An 18,779-nucleotide genomic window follows, 5' to 3' on the forward strand; every position below is an offset into this window, starting at 1 on the left:
CGTCCCTCTCCTCACTTTGCCGTTGTGCCGCGGGTGACGAAGGCGCCGACCGCCGCGACCAGGCGGTCGAGGCAGAAACCGGTGACGCCGATATAGGCGAGCGCGACAATGATGTCGGGCAGCCGCGACGAGTTCCAGGCATCCCAGATGAAGAAGCCGATGCCGACGCCGCCGGTCAGCATTTCGGCGGCGACGATGGCCAGCCACGACAGGCCGATGCCGATGCGCAGGCCGGTGAAGATGTAAGGTGCCGCGGCCGGCACCATGATCTTCACGAAGAATTCGAGCTGGTTGAGCCTGAGGATGCGGGAGACGTTGCGATAGTCCTCTGGAATGTTACGGACGCCGACGGCGGTGTTGATGATCACCGGCCAGATCGAGGTGATGAAGATGACGAAGATCGCCGACGGGCTGGAATCGCGGAACGCCGCCAGCGACAGCGGCAGCCAGGCGAGCGGCGGTACCGTGCGCAGGATCTGGAACACCGGATCGAGACCGCGCATCGCCCAGATCGACTGGCCAACCAGCGCGCCGAGCGCGACGCCGACGACAGCCGCAAGGCCAAAGCCGATGGCGACGCGCTGCAGCGAGATCAGCACCCGCCAGGCGAGTCCAATGTCCTGCGGGCCATTGTTGAAGAACGGATGGGCGATCAGGTCATAGGCCTCGTTCCAAACTTGGCTTGGCGGTGGCAGGCTGGCTGTGGGCGACGAACAGGCGACCTGCCAGACGACGAGCATAATGGTGATGACGATGACCGGCGGCACCAGCGTGCTGGCCAGCTTGCCTGCGATCGCGGCCGGGTCGAAGCGGCGCCGCGCCCTGGCGGTGAAGGCGATGATTTCGGCGGGCTTGGCAGGCGCGGGGAACGGCTTCACCTTGCGGTCCTCGATGGCTTGGATAGACATTTCTCGAACGTTCCTTTGGCATTTGGCGACAAGCGGCGCCGTTGCGCTTATGGCGACAAACGGCGCGAGCGCCGTTTGCACCGTTCAGGCCGATGCCTTGATCTTCAGGCTGTCGAGATAGGCGGACGGGTTCTCCGGATCGAAGACCTTGCCGTCGAAGAAGGTCTCGACGCCGCGCGATGAAGACGCCGGGATATCGGCCGCGGCGACACCAAGATCCTTGGCCGCTTCTCGCCACAGATCCTCGCGATTGACCTGGGCGACCAGCGCCTTGATGTCGGTGGTCGGCGCGAACTTGCCCCAGCGGATGTTTTCGGCGAGGAACCAGCTGTCGTGGCTCTTGAAGGGATAGGACACGCCGCCCTGCCAGAACTTCATGTAGAGATCGGTGCCGTTGGCGACGCGGCCATTGCCGTAATTGATGTCGCCCTTGAGGCGGCCGATGATGTCGGCAGTCGGCACGTTCATCCATTGCCGCTTGCCGATGATGGCGGCCATCTCGTCCTTGTTTTCCTTGGCTTCGCACCATTGCTGGGCTTCCATGACGGCCATCAGGATCGCCTTGGTGGAGTTCGGGTACTTGTCGATGAAGGCGGCGCGCAGGCCGAGCGCCTTTTCCGGATGGCCCTTCCACAGTTCGCCGGTGGTGGCGGCGGTGAAGCCGACGCCCTGGTGGACGAGCTGCTCGTTCCACGGCTCGCCGACACAGAACACGTCCATGTTGCCGACCTTCATGTTGGCGACCATCTGCGGCGGCGGCACGACGATGGTCGAGACGTCCTTGTCGGGATCGATGCCGCCGGCAGCCAGCCAGTAGCGCAGCCAAAGATCGTGCGTGCCGCCCGGGAAGGTCATGGCGGCCTTCACCTCCTTGCCTGCGGCCTTTTTCGCAGCGAAGGCGTCCTTCAGCTTGGAGGCGTCGAGGCCGACACCGGTGCCGGCATATTCCTGGGCGACAGAAATGCCCTGGCAGTCGTAGTTGAGCCGGGCCACGATCGCCATCGGCAGCGGCTGCTTGTTTTGAGTCACCTTGCCGGTGTGCATCAGATAAGGCATCGGCGTCAGGATATGGGCGCCGTCAATGCCGTTGGCTTCGCCGCCGAGCACCAGATTATCGCGCGTCGCCCCCCAGGAGGCCTGCTTGAGCACCTCGACGTCGGGCATGCCGAATTTCTCGAACAGGCCTTTCTCCTTGGCAATCATCAGCGGCGCCGCATCGGTCAGCGCTATGAAGCCGAGCTTGGCGCCGGTGACTTCCGGCGCGGCGGGCGCCGCATAGGCGCCGGAGGGCAGCAGCGCACGCGCCGCGGCCAGCGTTGCCGCGGTGGCCGCGCTGATCCTCAGGAAATCGCGGCGGCTGATCGCCGTTTGGGCGGAATGGCTATTGGTGCTTTTCGTCATCGTCATCTCCGGTTGGGCGCGGCTTGGGATCGGCGCCGTCGATTGCGTGTTCGACCAAAACAAAAAAGCCGCCGGCCAGGCCGCGCGCGTCCGTCCATCCGGGATCGCGTGTTGACCTGAGCGGCAGCGTTGCCTGTAGCGCCCGCCATTGGACGCCTATTCCGTGACCCGAGAAGAGTCTGCCTATTGCAACGCAGGAACCGTGCCAGTTTCGGAATGGATGACAAACATCAACGAGATCAACGACATGCCAAAATCGTCGGCGCGCCGGCCCGCTGGGCGAGCAAGCCAAAGATTGTTCATTAGCGCAGTTGCACGCACATTTTTTGTGCAGCGCACAAGAATGCCGCCGAAATGATCAGACTTCGGCGCGCGCCAATTTCTGGCCGGCAATGTAGGCGTCGATCTCGTCGGGATCGAAGATCTGGCCATCGAAGAAACCATCGGGACCGAGCACCAGGCTTGCCCCCGCCGAACCGACCGGAGTCGCGGCCTTCAGCGCGCCCTCGACCTTGGCATTGGCACCGGGAAGCGCTACGCCAAGCGGCTTCAACGCCGAGCGGTAGAGATCGGGGCGGTAGCAGTCGCGGGCAATAGCGAGGTTTTCCGGCGTGTGCGCGACATGCCCCCAGCGCACCATCTGCGTGTAGAACCACAGCGCATGGCTCTTCCACGGGAAGTTCGCCGCCTTGTTGAAGGGCAGAAAGAAGTCGCCGACACTCAGTTCGGCGCCGCCGCCGAGCGCCAGATGCCCGCTGAGGATCGGCATCTGCAGCGCCGGCGCAAGCCCGAGGAAGGCCGGCTGCGCCATAAGGGCCGCGAGTTCGTCACGGTTTGCCGGATCCTGGCACCAGCGCGCCGCGTGATGAAGCGCACGCAGCAGGGCTGAAAGCGCGTCCGGCTCTCTTTCCGCCCATGCCTTGCGCACGCCGACGACTTTCTCGGGGCTGGTCTTCCAGATGGCCGCCTTGACCGTGGCGATATGGCCGGTGCCCGCGACGACCGAGGCGCTGTTCCAGGGTTCGCCGACGCAGTAGCCGTCGATCCTGCCGGCGGCGAGTGCGTCGGCCATGAAGGGGGGCGGCACGATGACGATCTCGATTTCACGCGACGGGTCGATGCCACAGGCGGCGAGCCAGTAGCGCAATTCGTAATTGTGCCCGGAGTGCGGATGGACGACGGCGAAGCGAAGCGGATCGCCGCCGCCATTCGCCCGTTCACGAATCAGCGCTCCCAACGCCTTGCCGGCCCGCGCCGGATCGAGATCGGGTTGGGCGCCGTGCGCGGCCATGCCGGCCCAGACCGCGTTCGAAACCGTCACGCAATTGCCGCCGAGGCCGAGCGAAAACGGCACGACGGTATCGGAGGCGAGCGGCGTCAGCCCCAGATTGCAGGCGATCGGCATCGGCCCCAGCATGTGCGCCAGATCGAAATGGCCGATGGCGATGCGGTCGCGGATGTTGGCCCAGGATGTTTCCCGGTTGAGCGTCAGGTCGATGCCTTCACGCAGGGCGAAGCCGATTTCCTTCGCCGCGACAAGGACAGCGCTGTCGAAGAGCGGCATGAAGCCAGCATTGATCCGGTGCTCGGCCGCCATTCTCAACTCTCCTCGGGATCCAGCAGGCCTGCCGCCGTTACCAGGCTCTGGGCGATCTCGGCGATCTTGCGGTTCTGGTTCATGGCGGTCTTGCGCAGCAGCGTATACGCCGCGTCCTCCGACAGGCCGCGCGACTTCATCAGGATGCCCTTTGCGCGATCGATCACCTTGCGGCTTTCCAATTCGCTGCGGGCTTCTTCCAGTTCGCGCGCCATGCGCGAAAACGCATTGAAGCGGCTGATTGCCATGTCGAGGATCGGCTTGACCCGCTCCTGACGCAGGCCGTCGACGACATAGGCCGACACTCCGGCTTCCACCGCTGCTTCGATCGAAGCCTGATCCGAGCGGTCGACGAACATGGCGATCGGCCGCTTCACCAAGCGCGACAGCTGGAACATGTTTTCGAGCATGTCGCGATTGGGATTTTCGAGATCGATGACGATCACGTCGGGTTCGATCTCGGCTATCCGCCGCGCTATGCCGGCGACGTCATGGATGACCGTGACCTGCTGATGCCCGGCCTCCCGCAATCCCGCTTCGATTATCGAAGCGCGGATGTGGTTCTCATCGATCACCAGGACAGTGAGGGATTTGCGGATCATGCCGCATTTTGCGCAGGCGAGACGATTGTGCAATGCGGCATCGCGAGATTCACGGAAACAAAGCCGGCGTCCAGGCGCCGCCTGAGGAATTGGACGCGACGGCCAGCGTCGCGGCGGTGGTGCTGGGGCGGTCGGCGACAACGAACGGGCAACGCGCCTGTCCGGCGTACGCTGCTGGCAGGTGATCACCGCGCTCTACGTTATCTCGAGCGTGCTCGTCGGCACTGCACTACATCGGCCTGATCAAGGCCGTCGCTCGCCGACCCGCTGGTGCTGCCTTGGGTGGCCGCCGCCGTCGTCGGCGGCACCTCGATCTTCGGCGGCCGCGGCGGCTGCACCGGCACAATCAACGGCGCTGATCCCTACCGCGCTGACGACGCTGCTGACGATTTTGCAGATGCCGGAAGGGGCGTGGTGGATATTGTTTGGGTTAATCGTGCTGTTTGTGACGGCGGCCTATTTGCGGATTGTGGAGGAGAGATAGGGGGAAGCTGAGGCGGGGGCTGCTTTGACCCAATCACGGCGCGCGATTCCGACCTCAGCGAACGAAGTTATGACACGCCATTCCAGTGTATGCTTGCTTCGCCAAATTGGGTGTGCGCTGCAATAGCAGCCCGAGACAGTCGCGCTTGCCGAAGGGGCTGTCGGCTTTGACGGGATTGGCGTAAGCTACAGTTAAGGGGGTGCACACATGCACCGCATCATCGCCATAGCGATCTTAGTTCTCGCGGCCGTGTTCAGCTCCGCGCGGGCGGAGGTGCTGATCGGCGTCTCGGCTGCGATGACGGGACGGCTCGCCTGGATCGGCGAGCAGGGACAGCGCGGCGCGGAGATGGCAGTGGCCGACGTCAACACGGCGGGCGGCGTGCTCGGCCAGAAGGTGAGGCTCATCTCGGTCGACGACTTCTGCGATCCCGAGCAAGCTGTGGCGGCCGCCAAGAAGCTGGTGGCTGACGGGGTCGTGCTCGTCGTCGGGCATTATTGCTCCGGGGCCTCGATCCCCGCATCAAAAGTGTACGAGGAGGCAGGCGTCGTTGAGATATCCCCAGGCTCGACCAATCCGCAGCTGACCGAACAGGGCCGTGCCAATGTCTTTCGCACCATTGGCCGCGACGACGCGCAAGGTTTCATCGCCGGCAACTACCTTGCCGATCGCTGGGGCAACAAGAAGATTGCGATCCTCCACGACAATTCGACCTATGGGAAGGGTCTCGCCGACGAGACCAGGAAGCAGCTGAACAAGCGGGGCGTGACTGAGGCCGTTTACGACGCATACATTCCCGGGAAGGACGACTATTCGGCCGAGGTCGCTACGTTGCAGACCGCCGGCGTCTCCGCCTTATATGTGGGTGGGTATCATGCCGAGGTTGCGCTGATTGCTCGCGCTGCACACGACAGTGGCTACACGGTTCAGCTCATATCCGGAGATGCTTTGGCGACCGAGGAATTTGCCCTGATCGCCGGCCCCGCGGCGGAGGGGACCCTCTTCACGTTCCCGGCGGACCCGAGGCGAAGCCCCGAAGCGGCCGCGGTCGTTGAGCAGTTCCGTGCGGAGAATTTCGAACCCGCGGGCTACACGCTGTTGAGCTACTGCGCGGTCCAGGTTTGGGCCCAGGCAGTCTCGAAGGCAGGTTCGCTGGAGCAGAAGGCCATCATTGCGGCACTGCACGAACAGGAATTCGACACCGTCATCGGCCGGGTCGATTTCGACGACAAGGGCGACCTCACGAAGCAGAGTTGGGTTTGGTACGTCTGGCGCGGCGGAGAGTACGTGCCGGTTGAATAGGGTTCGCTGATCGCCGGCGTGCCGGCTGAGATGTCTAGTCTGATGCAGACCAGTGTGGCCGGACTGTTCCGACTCGCCGAGCTTGAACGCCTCGGCATACGCGGCCGGCTGTTGCTCGCCTTTTTCGGGATCAGCGCCCTTGCGGTGCTGGCAACCGCTGCGGCGCTTTATGCCTTCCTCCAGGTTGGCGACGTCGTGGACCGAATTACCACGGATCGAGTGCCGTCGGCGCTCGCCTCCCTCCAGCTGTCGCGCCAGGCCGAACGGGTCGCTGCTGCCGCGCCATCGGTGCTGGCAGCGACAAGCAGGGCTCAGCACAGCGAGGTCTCGGCTGCCGTCGCGCTCGAGATGTCCCGCCTCGAGGCCCTGCGCACGGACCTCCGGGATGCCACGTTGGGCACAGTGCCTTTGGCCGAGATCGAGGAAGCCGCGATTGTTCTGAGGCGCAACCTGAAGGAGCTCGACTCTCTTGTTGTCGCCCGGCTCGACGTGGTCGCCCGCAAGGAGGAGCTCCTGAACCGCCTCGCCGCGACGACGACCGGAAGCCAGCGCCTTGTGGCCACCGGCATCCTAGTAATGGATTCCAGGCTCCCGCAATGGCGGGCGGTCGCGGCCGACACGTCGCTGTCGCCCGATCGACGCGCAGCGGCGATGGCCGACCTGGTCCAGGCGATTGCGGCTTACATTCCCCAGCAGAAGGCGCAGCTGGAGATCTCGGCGGTCAACGACGCGCTGGTGAAGGTCGCGAACGCGCCGACGCCGGGCGACCTGGCGTTGATCCTTTTTCCGCTACGCCGTTCGCTCACTGCTCTTGAAAAGGTTTCCACGGAGATCGACGAAAAGCTGCGGACCCGCTTCCGGCAGCGTGTTGACGAGTTCAGGGGTTTGACCGACGGCGAGGACAGCATCCCCAAGGTGCGGGAGGACGAGTTTGCTGTCCTGGCACAGGGCGAAAGGCTTCTGGCCGAGAACAATCGACTGTCGCGCAATCTCACCGCTGGCGTCGATCGCCTGGTCGCCACGGCAGATCAGGAGATCGCTGCGTCCGGTCGCGAAGCCGCGCTCGTCCAGCGCTACGGCACCGCGGTTGTACTCGGCTCCGCCTTTCTCAGCCTCCTGAGTTCGGTTCTGGTTGTCTGGCTCTATGTCGACCGCAGCCTCCTCGCCCGACTGGGGGCCGTGAGCCAAGGCATGCTCGCGATTGCGGGGGGCAATCTTCGTGCGCCGCTGCCAGCCGCGGGCAGCGACGAAATCGGGCGCATGGCCGAAGCGCTGAGACTCTTCCGGGATACTGCTGTCGAGGTCGAGGAAAAGAACCTGCGCGACGTTGCGGAAGCTCGTCAGCGGCTCATCGATGCCATCGAAAGCATCTCCGAAGGATTCGCTCTGTACGACTGGGAGGACCGGCTCGTCCTCAGCAACAGCCGCTACCGCGAATTGCTCTACACCGGTCTGGAGACCGAACTGACGCCCGGCACGACATTCGAGCAAATCATTCGCCGATCCGCTGAGCGCGGCTACATCAGGGACGCCGAGGGGCGGGTCGAGGAGTGGGTCGCCGAGCGCCTCTCGCGGCACCGCAACCCTGGCGAACCTTGGGTGCAGAGGCGAGGCGACGGGCGATGGGTCATGGTCAGCGAGCGGCGGATCAGCGCCGGCGGCACGGTCGCCGTCTATTCGGACATCACTGAGCTGAAGCAAAGGGAGGAGAACCTCGCCGAGAAATCCGTGGTTCTGGAGGCGCTTTCCAGCAAGCTGGCGAAGTATCTGGCGCCCCAGGTGTATCGCTCGATATTCACCGGCCGCCAGGAGGTCAGGATCGCCAGCCAGCGGAAGAAACTGACAATATGCTTCTCCGATATCGCCGGCTTTACCGAGACCACTGACAAAATGGAATCCGAGGATCTCACCCAACTCCTCAATCACTATCTGACGGAAATGTCGAAAATTGCTTCGGATCACGGCGCGACGATCGACAAATATGTCGGCGACGCGATCCTGATGTTTTTCGGCGATCCCGAGACTCGCGGCGTCAAGGAGGACGCGCTGGCTTGCGCGCAGATGGCACTTGCAATGCAAAAGCGGATTAGCGAGCTTGCCGAAGTCTGGCGGGACATGGGGATCGAAACACCGCTGCGCTGTCGCATCGGCATCCATACCGACTACTGCACCGTCGGTAACTTCGGCAGCGAGGACCGGATGGACTACACGATAATCGGCGGCGCCGTGAATCTCGCCTCGCGCCTGGAGCAGGAGGCGCCGCCGGGGGCCATCCTCATTTCCTACGAGACGTTTGCGCAAGTGAAGGACGCAATCGACTGTGAGGAACTGGGGCAAGTCCAGGTCAAGGGGATCGCCTATCCCGTCGCCACCTACCGCGTCATCGATCTGAAGGCCAATCTGGCGGCCGCTCGTCGTGCTGTTCGAACCGAGCTGCCGCACTTCAGGTTGGAACTTGAACCGGAGCTGATGTCCCCTGACGAGCGTGGCGATGCCGCCAATGCACTTCGAGACGCGCTGGATCGGCTTCGTCACAAGCCTGGGTAGTAGGGCTTGGTCCACAACGACCCCTCCCAATGGACACAAGGAGTGGGATGTGGGACGCCGCTCATTGGCGCTATCGATGCGAAGGCCGCAGAACGGTCGCGGTCAGTCTTCGAACTCGGGCGGAACGTCCGCATCGGAGCCGAGACTTAACATTCACGGCATCACTGGCAAGGTCCGGATATGGCGCAAAACAGACTTAGCCCCTGCCTGATGAGCGGTGCTTTCTCAGTGTGAGTTCGTCCCCCCATCACACCAAACTCCCCTGCTCCGCCTCCTCCGCATTGGGATCCCCCGGTGCCGTTGCCCAGGCGAGCTCCACCAGCGTCACGGTGCGCCGGCCGGCTCCGTCGAGCTGGCATACGATCAGCCCCTGCTCCTCGATATAGGTCAGCAGGCGCCGGGCGCGGCGTAGCGAGTGCGAGCCGTAGGCGCGGGCGATTGCCGCGTCGCTCGGGCAGGGCCAGCCCTCCTTGGCGGCGCGAGCGATCATCATGAACACGCCTTGCATGTCCTCGGGCAGCAGCGAGGTGCGCGCCGAGACGTCCTGCCAGGCGTCGTCGCCTGCCATGTCGGAGCCGAGGCCGGCGCGGGCGCGGGTCAGCATGCGGCGGAACTCGGGCAGGTCCGGCACGACCGAGGCGAGGCCCTCGATGCGGCAGCGGACCACGAACTCCTGATAAAGCACGCCGATGACCCGGAAGCCGGCATCGGGTTGCGCCAGCACGGCGCGCAGCACCCGGTCGACGCGCTCGCGCCGCTGCGCCAAATCCTCGGCGCTGATCGGCGGCTCCACCGCTTCGGGGCGGATTTCCAGCGCCGCCGACTTCGCCGCCATCAGCTGATCGAGCAGATCCGGCGACGAGCGGCGCTGCGGCCGGACAGTTTCCGGCGGCGGGGCCGCCAGGACGATCGCGCGGGCATCCTCCAACGCCGATTCCGGCAGCGGCATCAGGCGCGGGGTCGCATTGCGCGGACTGGTATCGGTCGGGCCGATGCGCAAGCCGAGCGGACGGCGCGACAGCGCCGGGCCGAGCGCCATGAATTGCCCGCGCTCGAGGTCGCGAAAGGCCTCGGCCTGGCGCCGCTCCATGCCGAGAAGGTCGGCGGCGCGCGCCATGTCGATATCGAGAAAAGTCCGGCCCATGAGGAAATTGGAAGCCTCGGCGGCGACGTTCTTGGCAAGCTTGGCCAGCCGCTGGGTGGCGATGATCCCGGCCAGCCCGCGTTTGCGGCCACGGCACATCAGATTGGTCATGGCGCCGAGCGAGAGCTTGCGCGCCTCGTCCGAAACCTCGCCGGCGACGGCCGGCGCGAACAGCTGCGCCTCGTCCACCACCACCAGCATCGGGTACCAGTGGTCGCGGGCGACCTCGAAAAGCCCGCCGAGGAAGGCGGCGGCGCGCCGCATCTGGTTCTCGGCGTCGAGCCCCTCGAGATTGAGCACCGTGGAGACGCGGTGGATGCGCGCCCGCTCGCCGGCGCTCTGCAGGCCGCGCTCGGTATGCTCCTCGGCGTCGATCACCAGATGGCCAAAACGGTCGCCCAGCGTCACGAAGTCGCCTTCGGGGTCGATGATAGTCTGCTGCACCCAGGGCGCGCTCTGCTCCAAGAGCCGGCGCAGCAGGTGGGACTTGCCGGAGCCCGAATTGCCCTGCACCAGAAGCCGCGTCGCCAGCAGTTCCTCAAGATCCAGCGCCGCCGGGGCGCCTGCGCTCGTCCGGCCCATCTCGATCGCAACGGTCATGTCTCGACTCTCCTTGCGGAGAGGGCTTATCAACCGCATCACAGCCCGTCGAGCGCGCCATGGCCGGCGCTCCGTGTTGCGCACAGGCTGGATGTCGCGGACGATCGAGGATACGGAACGTACCGTTTCGATTCGATGAGGCTTGTCTCTTCAGGTCGAAAACCGGTACCCGCCTTTCACCGGCTGGGCCTGCCTGGCTTTCTGCGAGCCGGCGCGCGCGGCCGCCGCTAGAATGCTCTCCACCAGATCCTTTTCGCGCAGCGGTTTGCCGAGCAGCGGCACGTCGGGGGGCCGGTCGGCGATCGCGTCGGCATCGGCATATCCCGTTATCATCACCGCCGGCCAATCGGCCCGCAGATTGCGGGCGAACCGAATGACCTCCAGGCCCGAGACGAGCGGCATGGCAAAATCGGTGACGATGACATCGAAATCGTACGGCGCCCGCTCGATCATCGCCAGCGCTTCCGCACCGCCCCCGGCACAGGTCACCGCAAAGCCGTGTTGGCGAAGCGATTGCGCCGTCAGTTCCCGTAGTACATTGCTGTCGTCGATCAGCAGGACCGATGGATAGTCCTCGCCGGCATTCACGACGGTGTCGTCGGCATCGGATTTCTCGGGGATTTCGACCGGGCGCTCGATTGAACGCGGCAGCCAGAGCTGGACGGATGTTCCACTGCCGACGGTGCTTTCAATGCGAAGCGTGCCGCCCGATTGCTTGACGAAACCATGCACCGTGCTCAGACCGAGGCCAGTGCCTTTGCCGACCGGTTTTGTGGTGAAGAACGGTTCGACGACCTTGGCGAGAATGTCAGCCGGTATGCCCGACCCCGTGTCCTTGACCGTGACCACGACATAGTCGCCCGCCGAAATATCCTCGGCTGCACTGCGTAGCGTTCGATTTTGCGCCTCCACGATTATCGTGCCGCCGGACGGCATGGCATCGCGCGCGTTGAAGACCAGGTTCATCAGCGCGAGCTCCAGCTGGCTGGCATCGACATGCGCCGGCCACACAGTGTCGTCGACAAGCCAATCGAAACGGATCAGGCCGCCCAGGACCGGGGCCACCAACCCGTTCATTGTATCGCCGAGCGCGGCGAGGCGCACGGCCTGCGGCCTCAGCGTCTGGCGGCGCGAGAAGGCAAGCATGCGGTTGACGAGCTCGGCGCCTTGTTTTGCCGACCGGCGTGTCAGTTCCAGAACCTGCCTGGTCTGTCCGTCGAACTCGGCATGGCGCTCGAGCAATCCCAATCCGCTGAGAATTGCGGCAAGCAGATTGTTGAAATCATGCGCCAGGCCGCCGGTAAGCTTGCCGATCGCGTCGAGGCGCTGCGACTGCAGCAGCTGGTCCTCAAGCTCGCGCCGCTCGGTAACGTCCAGCAATGTGCCGAGGATCTCGGGCTTCCGGCCGTCGGAGCCATTCGACAGGACGCCCTGGTCGAGAAAAATCCGGTAATTGCCGTCGGCGCATTGCCAGCGGAATTCGCAGGTGTAGGAGCCGGTGGCCTTGGCTGCGAGCAGGACCTCCCTCACTCTCGGCAGATCGTCGGGATGAACGCGGCTCAGGCCGAAGCCTGGATCGGCGGTCAGCCGTTCCGCAGGAAAGCCGGTCAGGCGTTCGACCCCTTCGGTGACAAAGCTGGCGCCGAACGGCGGCTCCGCCGCCCTTGCGTGGAAGCAGACCGGAAGAGAGCTCAAAATGGCATGCTGCCGCTCCTGTGCGCTGCGCAGCGCCCGCTCGGCCTCGAGCTTTTCCTTCTGCGCTTGCAGTGCCTGGGCCAGCAGCCGTTGCTCGGCAGCCGCCTTTTGCTGGATTTCGAGCGTCTTCTCATGAAGTTCCACGAACACGGCAACCTTGGAACGCAGCATGGCCGGGTCGAAAGGCTTGAACACGTAATCCACCGCGCCGGCGTCGTAGCCGCGCAGCATGTGCGCGTCTTCCTTGTTGATGGCGGTGAGAAAAATTATCGGCGTTCGCCTGGATTGCTCGCGCTGGCGGATCAATCCCGCGGTCTCGTAGCCATCCAGCCGGGGCATCAGCACGTCCAGCAGGATGACCGCGAAATCCTCCTTCAGCAGTGCGCGCAACGCCTCTTCGCCCGACTGCACGCAAACGACTTCACCGATAGGGGCCAGAACCTCGCCGATCGCCAGCAGATTGCGCTCATCGTCATCCACGGCCAGGATGCGCGCCTTTGCCGGCCCCGCTGCCGGCGCCATGACCTCCAGCTTCCTTGCTCCGTTTCTCGACAGCTTCTGCATCGAGCGGCCGTCAGTTCACTGCCATGAGCGTCTTTTCCGGACCATGGACACGGGATCGCGAACGGCCGATCCAGACACGCAGCAATGCCAACAGAAGATCGAGGTCGACAGGCTTGGCGATGTAGTCGGAGGCGCCGGCGTCGAGGCACTTCTGCCGGTCGCCCTTCATTGCCTTGGCTGTGACCGAGATCAACGGGATATGGGCGATCGCCGGCATGCTGCGGATCTGCCGCATCGTCTCGTAGCCATCCATTTCCGGCATCATGATATCGATCAGTGCCGCATCGATGTCCGGGCTCTGCTCCAGAAGCGCGATACCTTCCCGGCCGCGCTCCGCATGCAGCACCTGGATGTCATAGGTCTCGAGAACGCTGGTAAGCGAATAGATGTTGCGGATGTCGTCGTCGACGATGAGGACCTTTGCGCCGGCGAGGTCGAATTTGTCCGGCTGTTCGGCTGCCGCACCATCGTTTTCGTGGCCTCGCCCGGGGAGTGTTGCCGACATCAGGAGAGCCAGCTGCGCGAAATTCTCCGCCCGCGGAACATCCACCAATGCCGGATGCAAGGCGAGCGACTGTTGCAGCGCTTCCGGATGAGGCGCAAAGAACAGCAGTCGCGACACCGACTGCCCGAACAGGACGGCAATCTCATCCAGCATCTGCGCGTTGTCCTTGGCCGAGCGGCCAAAGCCGAGCACAACGGCATCATAGTTGGCGATGCCGATTTCGTCCGCATTCGCCGCGACGCGGCCGATCGCCGTAACCGAGGTGACGCCGTCGCGGATCACCTCGATCAGCGAAAGGCGGCGCTCGGGATCGGGATCGGCAATCAGGACGCGGCTCTGGACGCGGAGCTTTCTGGAATGAATATCCTGGAAGACCTTCATCAGTTCGTCCGACGATACAGGCTTGGTTGAAATGCTGGATGCCCCCTTGCGGGCAAGCACCTCGATGTCTTCGGCGCCCGAGATGACATGAACGGGAATGTCCTTGGTTTTCGGGTCATGGCGAAGCAGATCGAACAACACCCAGCCGTCGATATCCGATAGTCCGAGATCGAACGTAATCGCGTCGGGAACCAGCTTGCGTGCCAAAGCCAGCGTGCCGGAGCCCGCAGTCGACAGGACGCCTTTCAGCCCGGCCGAACGTGCAAGGCCGAGCAGCAAACCGCCGAAGGTCGGGTCGTCCTCGACGATCAGCACGACCCGATCTTCAGACGAGATCGTGTCGCGGTCATCGAGCAATTCGGAGGACGGGGGGCTCGGCTGCGCTGTCGTCGCGGCCACTTCCATCGCCGGCAGCAACGCCGCTTGCGGGGCCAAGGCCATCCGGGGTCCGTCGAATGGAATGACCAGAGTGAACGTCGAACCCTTGCCCGGCGTGCTCTCGACCCGCAATTCGCCGCCGAGCAGCCGGGCAATCTCCCGGCTGATCGAGAGCCCAAGCCCGGTGCCGCCATATTTGCGGCTTGTGGTGCCATCGGCCTGCTGGAAGGCCTCGAAAATCAGCTTCTGCTTGTCCTGCGGAATACCGATGCCGGTATCGCTGACCATGATCGCGAGCGCCTCCATCGGTTGCACCGAGCCGTTGTGACGGCCCGTCTTTTCGGCTCGGAAATTCAAGCGAACCTCGCCTTGCGAGGTGAACTTGAAGGCGTTCGACAAAAGGTTGAGCACGATCTGCTGCAAGCGCTTCTCGTCGGTGCGGACGGTCTCCGGAAGCTCGGGGTCGACATTGATGGTGAAGCCAAGTCCCTTGTCGGTCGCCAACTGCCGGAAGGTTCGCTCCATATGCTGGCGAAGATGCACCACTGGCATATCGTTGATATCGATCGAGACGGTGCCCGATTCGATCTTCGACAGGTCGAGGATGTCGTTGATGAGGCTCAAGAGGTCGGTGCCGGCCGAATTGATGGTGCGCGCGAACTCGACCTGCTTGTCGTTGAGATTGCCCTGCTGGTTGGTTGCGAGCAGGTTTGAAAGGATGAGCAGCGAGTTCAGCGGCGTGCGCAGTTCGTGGCTCATATTGGCGAGGAATTCCGACTTGTATTTCGAGGTAAGCGCCAGCTGCTCGGCTTTCTCCTCCAGCGCCCGCCGCGCCATCTCGATTTCCAGGTTCTTGTTCTCCACCTGCTTCTTTTCGTTCTCGAGCAGCTGCGCCTTTTCCTGCAGCTCCTCATTGGTGGCGTGCAGCTCCTCCTGCTTCTTGGTCAGTTCGGTCTGACGCGCCTGCAATTCCGAGGTCAGCAGCTGCGACTGCTTGAGCAGGCCTTCGGTGCGCATGGTGGCGGCGATGGTGTTGAGAACGATGCCGACGGATTCCATCAGCTGGTTGAGGAACGACTGGTGCGTGTCGCGGAATTCGCTGAACGAGGCGAGTTCGATGACGGCCTTCACCTCGTCCTCGAACAGAGCCGGAAGAATGATCACGTTCGCCGGCGCGGCATTGCCAAGGCCGGAGGTAACGCGCAGGAAATTCGGCGGCACATTGTCCAGCATGATGGCGCGCTTGTCGGCGGCACTCTGCCCGACAAGGCCTTCGCGCAGATCGAGGCGTTGCTTGATGTCCGCCTTGCTTTCGGCGCCATAGGAGGCGGCGAGCTCCAGATAGAATTCATCCTCGTCGCGGTTGGTCACGTAGAACACGCCATATTGCGCATTCACAAGCGGGGCGAGTTCGGACATGATGAGGCGCGAGATCGTGGCCAGGTCGCGCTCGCCCTGCAGCATGCGCGAGAAGCGGGCGAGATTGGTCTTCAGCCAGTCCTGCTCGGCATTCTTCAGCGTCTGGTCCTTCAAATTGCGGATCATCTCGTTGATGTTGTCTTTCAGCGCCGCCACCTCGCCGGAGGCCTGGACGCTGATCGAGCGGGTCAGATCGCCCTTGGTCACCGCCGTCGACACCTCGGCGATGGCGCGCACCTGGGTGGTCAGGTTGGCCGCGAGCTGATTGACATTGTCGGTCAGGTCGCGCCAAAGGCCGGCAGCGCCGGGCACCCGGGCCTGGCCGCCGAGCTTGCCTTCGATGCCCACTTCGCGGGCGACGTTGGTCACCTGGTCGGCGAAGGTCGCCAGCGTCTCGATCATGCCATTGATGGTGTCGGCGAGCGAGGCGATCTCGCCCTTGGCATCGACCGTCAGCTTGCGCTTGAGATTGCCTTGCGCGACCGCGGTCACGACATCGGCGATGCCGCGCACCTGGTTGGTCAGGTTCGTCGCCATCAGGTTGACGTTGTCGGTCAGGTCCTTCCAGGTGCCGGCAACGCCCTCGACCCGCGCCTGGCCGCCGAGCTTGCCCTCGGTGCCGACCTCGCGGGCGACACGCGTCACTTCGCCGGCAAAGGAGTTCAGCTGGTCGACCATGGTGTTGATCGTCGATTTCAGCTCCAGGATCTCGCCCTTGACGTCGACGGTGATCTTCTTCGACAGGTCGCCGCGCGCCACAGCGGTGGTCACCTCGGCGATGTTGCGGACCTGGCCGGTCAGGTTCTCGGCCATCGAATTCACATTGTCGGTCAGATCCTTCCAGGTGCCGGCAACGCCGCGCACCTGCGCTTGGCCGCCGAGCTTGCCTTCGGTGCCGACCTCGCGCGCAACGCGCGTCACCTCCGAGGCAAAGGAATTCAGCTGGTCGACCATCGTATTGATGGTGTCCTTGAGCTCGAGGATCTCGCCGCGCACATCGACCGTGATCTTCTTCGACAGGTCGCCCAGCGCCACCGCAGTCGTCACCTCGGCGATGTTGCGCACCTGGCCGGTCAGGTTGGCGGCCATCGCATTGACATTGTCGGTCAAGTCCTTCCAGGTGCCGGCAACGCCGCGCACCTGCGCCTGGCCGCCGAGCTTGCCGTCCGAACCGACCTCGCGCGCCACGCGCGTCACCTCGGAAGCGAAGGAATTCAGCTGGTCGACCATCGTGTTGATGACGTCCTTGATCTGCAGGATCTCGCCCAGCGCATCGACGGTGATCTTCTGGGTCAAATCGCCGGTCGCAATTGCCGTCGCCACCTTGGAGACGTCGCGCAACTGCACGGTCAGATTTCCGGCCATGGCGTTGACGTTGTCGGTCAGGTCCTTCCAGGTGCCGCCGACACCCTCGACATGCGCCTGGCCGCCGAGCTTGCCTTCCGACCCCACTTCGCGCGCCACACGCGTCACTTCCGAGGCGAAGGAATTGAGCTGGTCGACCATCGTGTTGACGGTATCCTTGAGCTCCAGGATTTCGCCCTTGACGTCGACGGTGATCTTCTTCGACAGGTCGCCGCGGGCAACGGCGGTCGTCACCTCGGCGATGTTGCGAACCTGGCCGGTCAGGTTGGCGGCCATCAGGTTGACGTTATCGGTCAGGTCTTTCCAGGTGCCGCCGACCCCTTTCACCTCGGCCTGGCCGCCGAGCTTGCCTTCGGTTCCGACCTCGCGCGCCACACGCGTCACTTCCGAAGCGAAGGAATTGAGCTGGTCGACCATCGTGTTGATGGTGTCCTTGAGCTCGAGGATTTCGCCCTGCACGGCGACAGTGATCTTCTTCGACAAGTCGCCCGAAGCGACGGCGGTCGTCACCTCGGCGATGTTGCGGACCTGGCCGGTCAGGTTCTCGGCCATCGAATTGACGTTGTCGGTCAGGTCCTTCCAGGTGCCGGCGACGCCGCGCACCTGAGCCTGGCCGCCGAGCTTGCCCTCGGTGCCGACTTCGCGGGCGACACGCGTCACCTCGCCGGCAAATGAGTTCAGCTGGTCGACCATGGTGTTGATGGTCGATTTCAGTTCGAGGATCTCGCCCTTGACGTCGACCGTGATCTTCTTCGACAGGTCGCCAAGCGCCACAGCCGTCGTCACCTCGGCTATATTGCGCACCTGGCCGGTCAGGTTCTCGGCCATCAGGTTGACGTTGTCGGTCAGGTCCTTCCAGGTGCCGCCGACACCTTCGACGCGCGCCTGGCCGCCGAGCTTGCCTTCTGTACCGACTTCGCGCGCGACGCGCGTCACTTCCGAGGCGAAGGAATTGAGCTGGTCGACCATCGTGTTGATGGTGTTCTTGAGTTCGAGGATTTCGCCTTTCACGTCGACGGTAATCTTCTTCGACAGGTCGCCGGAAGCGACGGCGGTCGTCACCTCGGCGATGTTGCGCACCTGCCCGGTCAGGTTCGTCGCCATGGCGTTGACGTTGTCGGTCAGGTCCTTCCAGGTCCCGGCCACACCTTTCACGCGGGCCTGGCCACCGAGCTTGCCTTCGGTGCCGACCTCGCGCGCCACGCGCGTCACTTCCGAGGCGAAGGAGGCCAGTTGCCCGACCATGGTGTTGACGATCTTGCCGATGCGCAGAAACTCGCCGCGCAGCTGCCGGCCGTCGATTTCGACCATCATCATCTGCGACAGGTCGCCTTTGGCGACCGCGCCGATGACGCGCGCCACTTCGGCCGTCGGCTGAACCATGTCCTCGATCAGATCGTTGACGGAACGGACGCTCGATTCCCAGCTGCCGGTGGCGTTGCGGACACGGCCGCGTTCGCCGATCCGGCCATCCTTGCCGACGACCTTGCTGAGGCGTTCGAACTCGCGCGTGACCTGATCGTTGAGTTCTACGATTTCGTTGAAGGTGTCGGCGATCTCGGAATCAAGGCCGGCGTAGACATTGTCGATACGAACGGAGAAATCACCGCTCCGAAAAGCCTTCAGCGCGTTCAGTATTTGACGGTGGTCCAATTGCCTTGTGGATGCAAGCACGCTCACAGCGCCCCTCCCAGCTCACGGATTTCTTGAATGTCCTAGTGAAACTGTCCCCTGCGGCCGACACAACTCCCCGCAAGCGCAACAACGCGGCGTGCTCCATTTGGTTCCAGACGAAATTGCCGCGATGCGGCCCGAATTTCGCGGCCGAATTCATGAAACGACGAACAACAAAGATCCATAGTGATTGTATCGATCACTATTTCTGTC

At 63.7% G+C, this 18,779-nt stretch carries 10 protein-coding genes and 1 pseudogene; 4 read left to right on the forward strand and 7 right to left on the reverse strand.

Going from position 1 to position 18,779, the window contains the following annotated elements; genetic code table 11:
- Positions 1-11 precede the first annotated feature (11 nt).
- Positions 12-908: a nitrate ABC transporter permease gene (gene ntrB, locus NKI58_RS03410; RefSeq protein ID WP_352577824.1), complete on the reverse strand. Its 897-nt coding sequence runs from the start codon at positions 906-908 to the stop codon at positions 12-14.
- 84 nt (positions 909-992) lie between these two features.
- Positions 993-2,309, reverse strand: a complete 1,317-nt coding sequence (locus NKI58_RS03415; protein WP_352623312.1) for a CmpA/NrtA family ABC transporter substrate-binding protein — start codon at positions 2,307-2,309, stop codon at positions 993-995.
- Here NKI58_RS03415 and NKI58_RS03420 point away from each other — a divergent pair.
- Entirely contained in the window at positions 2,296-2,424 is a 129-nt protein-coding gene (locus tag NKI58_RS03420) for a hypothetical protein (protein ID WP_352448433.1), read from the forward strand. The two genes, NKI58_RS03415 and NKI58_RS03420, sit on opposite strands and share 14 nt — an antisense overlap.
- Before the next feature lie 243 nt (positions 2,425-2,667).
- On the opposite strand, the gene NKI58_RS03425 is transcribed toward NKI58_RS03420, so the two are convergent.
- Both NKI58_RS03425 and NKI58_RS03430 read right to left on the reverse strand, forming a co-directional pair.
- Positions 2,668-3,906 carry a CmpA/NrtA family ABC transporter substrate-binding protein gene (locus NKI58_RS03425; RefSeq protein ID WP_352577826.1) on the reverse strand — a complete coding sequence of 413 codons (1,239 nt, stop codon included), beginning with the start codon at positions 3,904-3,906 and terminating at the stop codon, positions 2,668-2,670.
- 2 nt (positions 3,907-3,908) lie between these two features.
- The gene (locus NKI58_RS03430; protein ID WP_352568364.1) at positions 3,909-4,508 is read right to left on the reverse strand and encodes an ANTAR domain-containing response regulator; all 600 of its coding nucleotides are present in this window, start codon (positions 4,506-4,508) and stop codon (positions 3,909-3,911) included.
- 127 nt (positions 4,509-4,635) lie between these two features.
- Here NKI58_RS03430 and NKI58_RS03435 point away from each other — a divergent pair.
- The 3 genes and pseudogenes from NKI58_RS03435 to NKI58_RS03445 all read left to right on the forward strand — a co-directional run.
- Positions 4,636-4,992 (forward strand): annotated as a pseudogene (locus tag NKI58_RS03435) (ABC transporter permease subunit); the annotation flags it as partial.
- A 207-nt stretch (positions 4,993-5,199) separates the two neighbouring features.
- The gene (locus NKI58_RS03440; protein WP_352448431.1) at positions 5,200-6,294 is read left to right on the forward strand and encodes a branched-chain amino acid ABC transporter substrate-binding protein; all 1,095 of its coding nucleotides are present in this window, start codon (positions 5,200-5,202) and stop codon (positions 6,292-6,294) included.
- Positions 6,295-6,336: 42 nt separating this feature from the next.
- The gene (locus tag NKI58_RS03445; RefSeq protein WP_352454712.1) at positions 6,337-8,841 is read left to right on the forward strand and encodes an adenylate/guanylate cyclase domain-containing protein; all 2,505 of its coding nucleotides are present in this window, start codon (positions 6,337-6,339) and stop codon (positions 8,839-8,841) included.
- Positions 8,842-9,088: 247 nt separating this feature from the next.
- Here the strand turns inward: NKI58_RS03445 and NKI58_RS03450 are convergent, their stop codons facing one another.
- From NKI58_RS03450 to NKI58_RS03460, 3 genes are all read right to left on the reverse strand, one after another.
- The gene (locus NKI58_RS03450) at positions 9,089-10,585 is read right to left on the reverse strand and encodes a helicase HerA domain-containing protein (RefSeq protein ID WP_352782169.1); all 1,497 of its coding nucleotides are present in this window, start codon (positions 10,583-10,585) and stop codon (positions 9,089-9,091) included.
- 150 nt (positions 10,586-10,735) lie between these two features.
- On the reverse strand, positions 10,736-12,802 hold the full coding sequence (locus tag NKI58_RS03455) for a PAS domain-containing hybrid sensor histidine kinase/response regulator (protein ID WP_352701617.1): 2,067 nt from the start codon (positions 12,800-12,802) through the stop codon (positions 10,736-10,738).
- A 52-nt stretch (positions 12,803-12,854) separates the two neighbouring features.
- Positions 12,855-18,566 carry a HAMP domain-containing protein gene (locus NKI58_RS03460; RefSeq protein ID WP_352702246.1) on the reverse strand — a complete coding sequence of 1,904 codons (5,712 nt, stop codon included), beginning with the start codon at positions 18,564-18,566 and terminating at the stop codon, positions 12,855-12,857.
- Between the last annotated feature and the right edge of the window lie 213 nt (positions 18,567-18,779).

Origin of the sequence: Mesorhizobium sp. M0522, from assembly GCF_040321085.1 — a bacterium.
Taxonomy (GTDB): Bacteria; Pseudomonadota; Alphaproteobacteria; order Rhizobiales; family Rhizobiaceae; genus Mesorhizobium.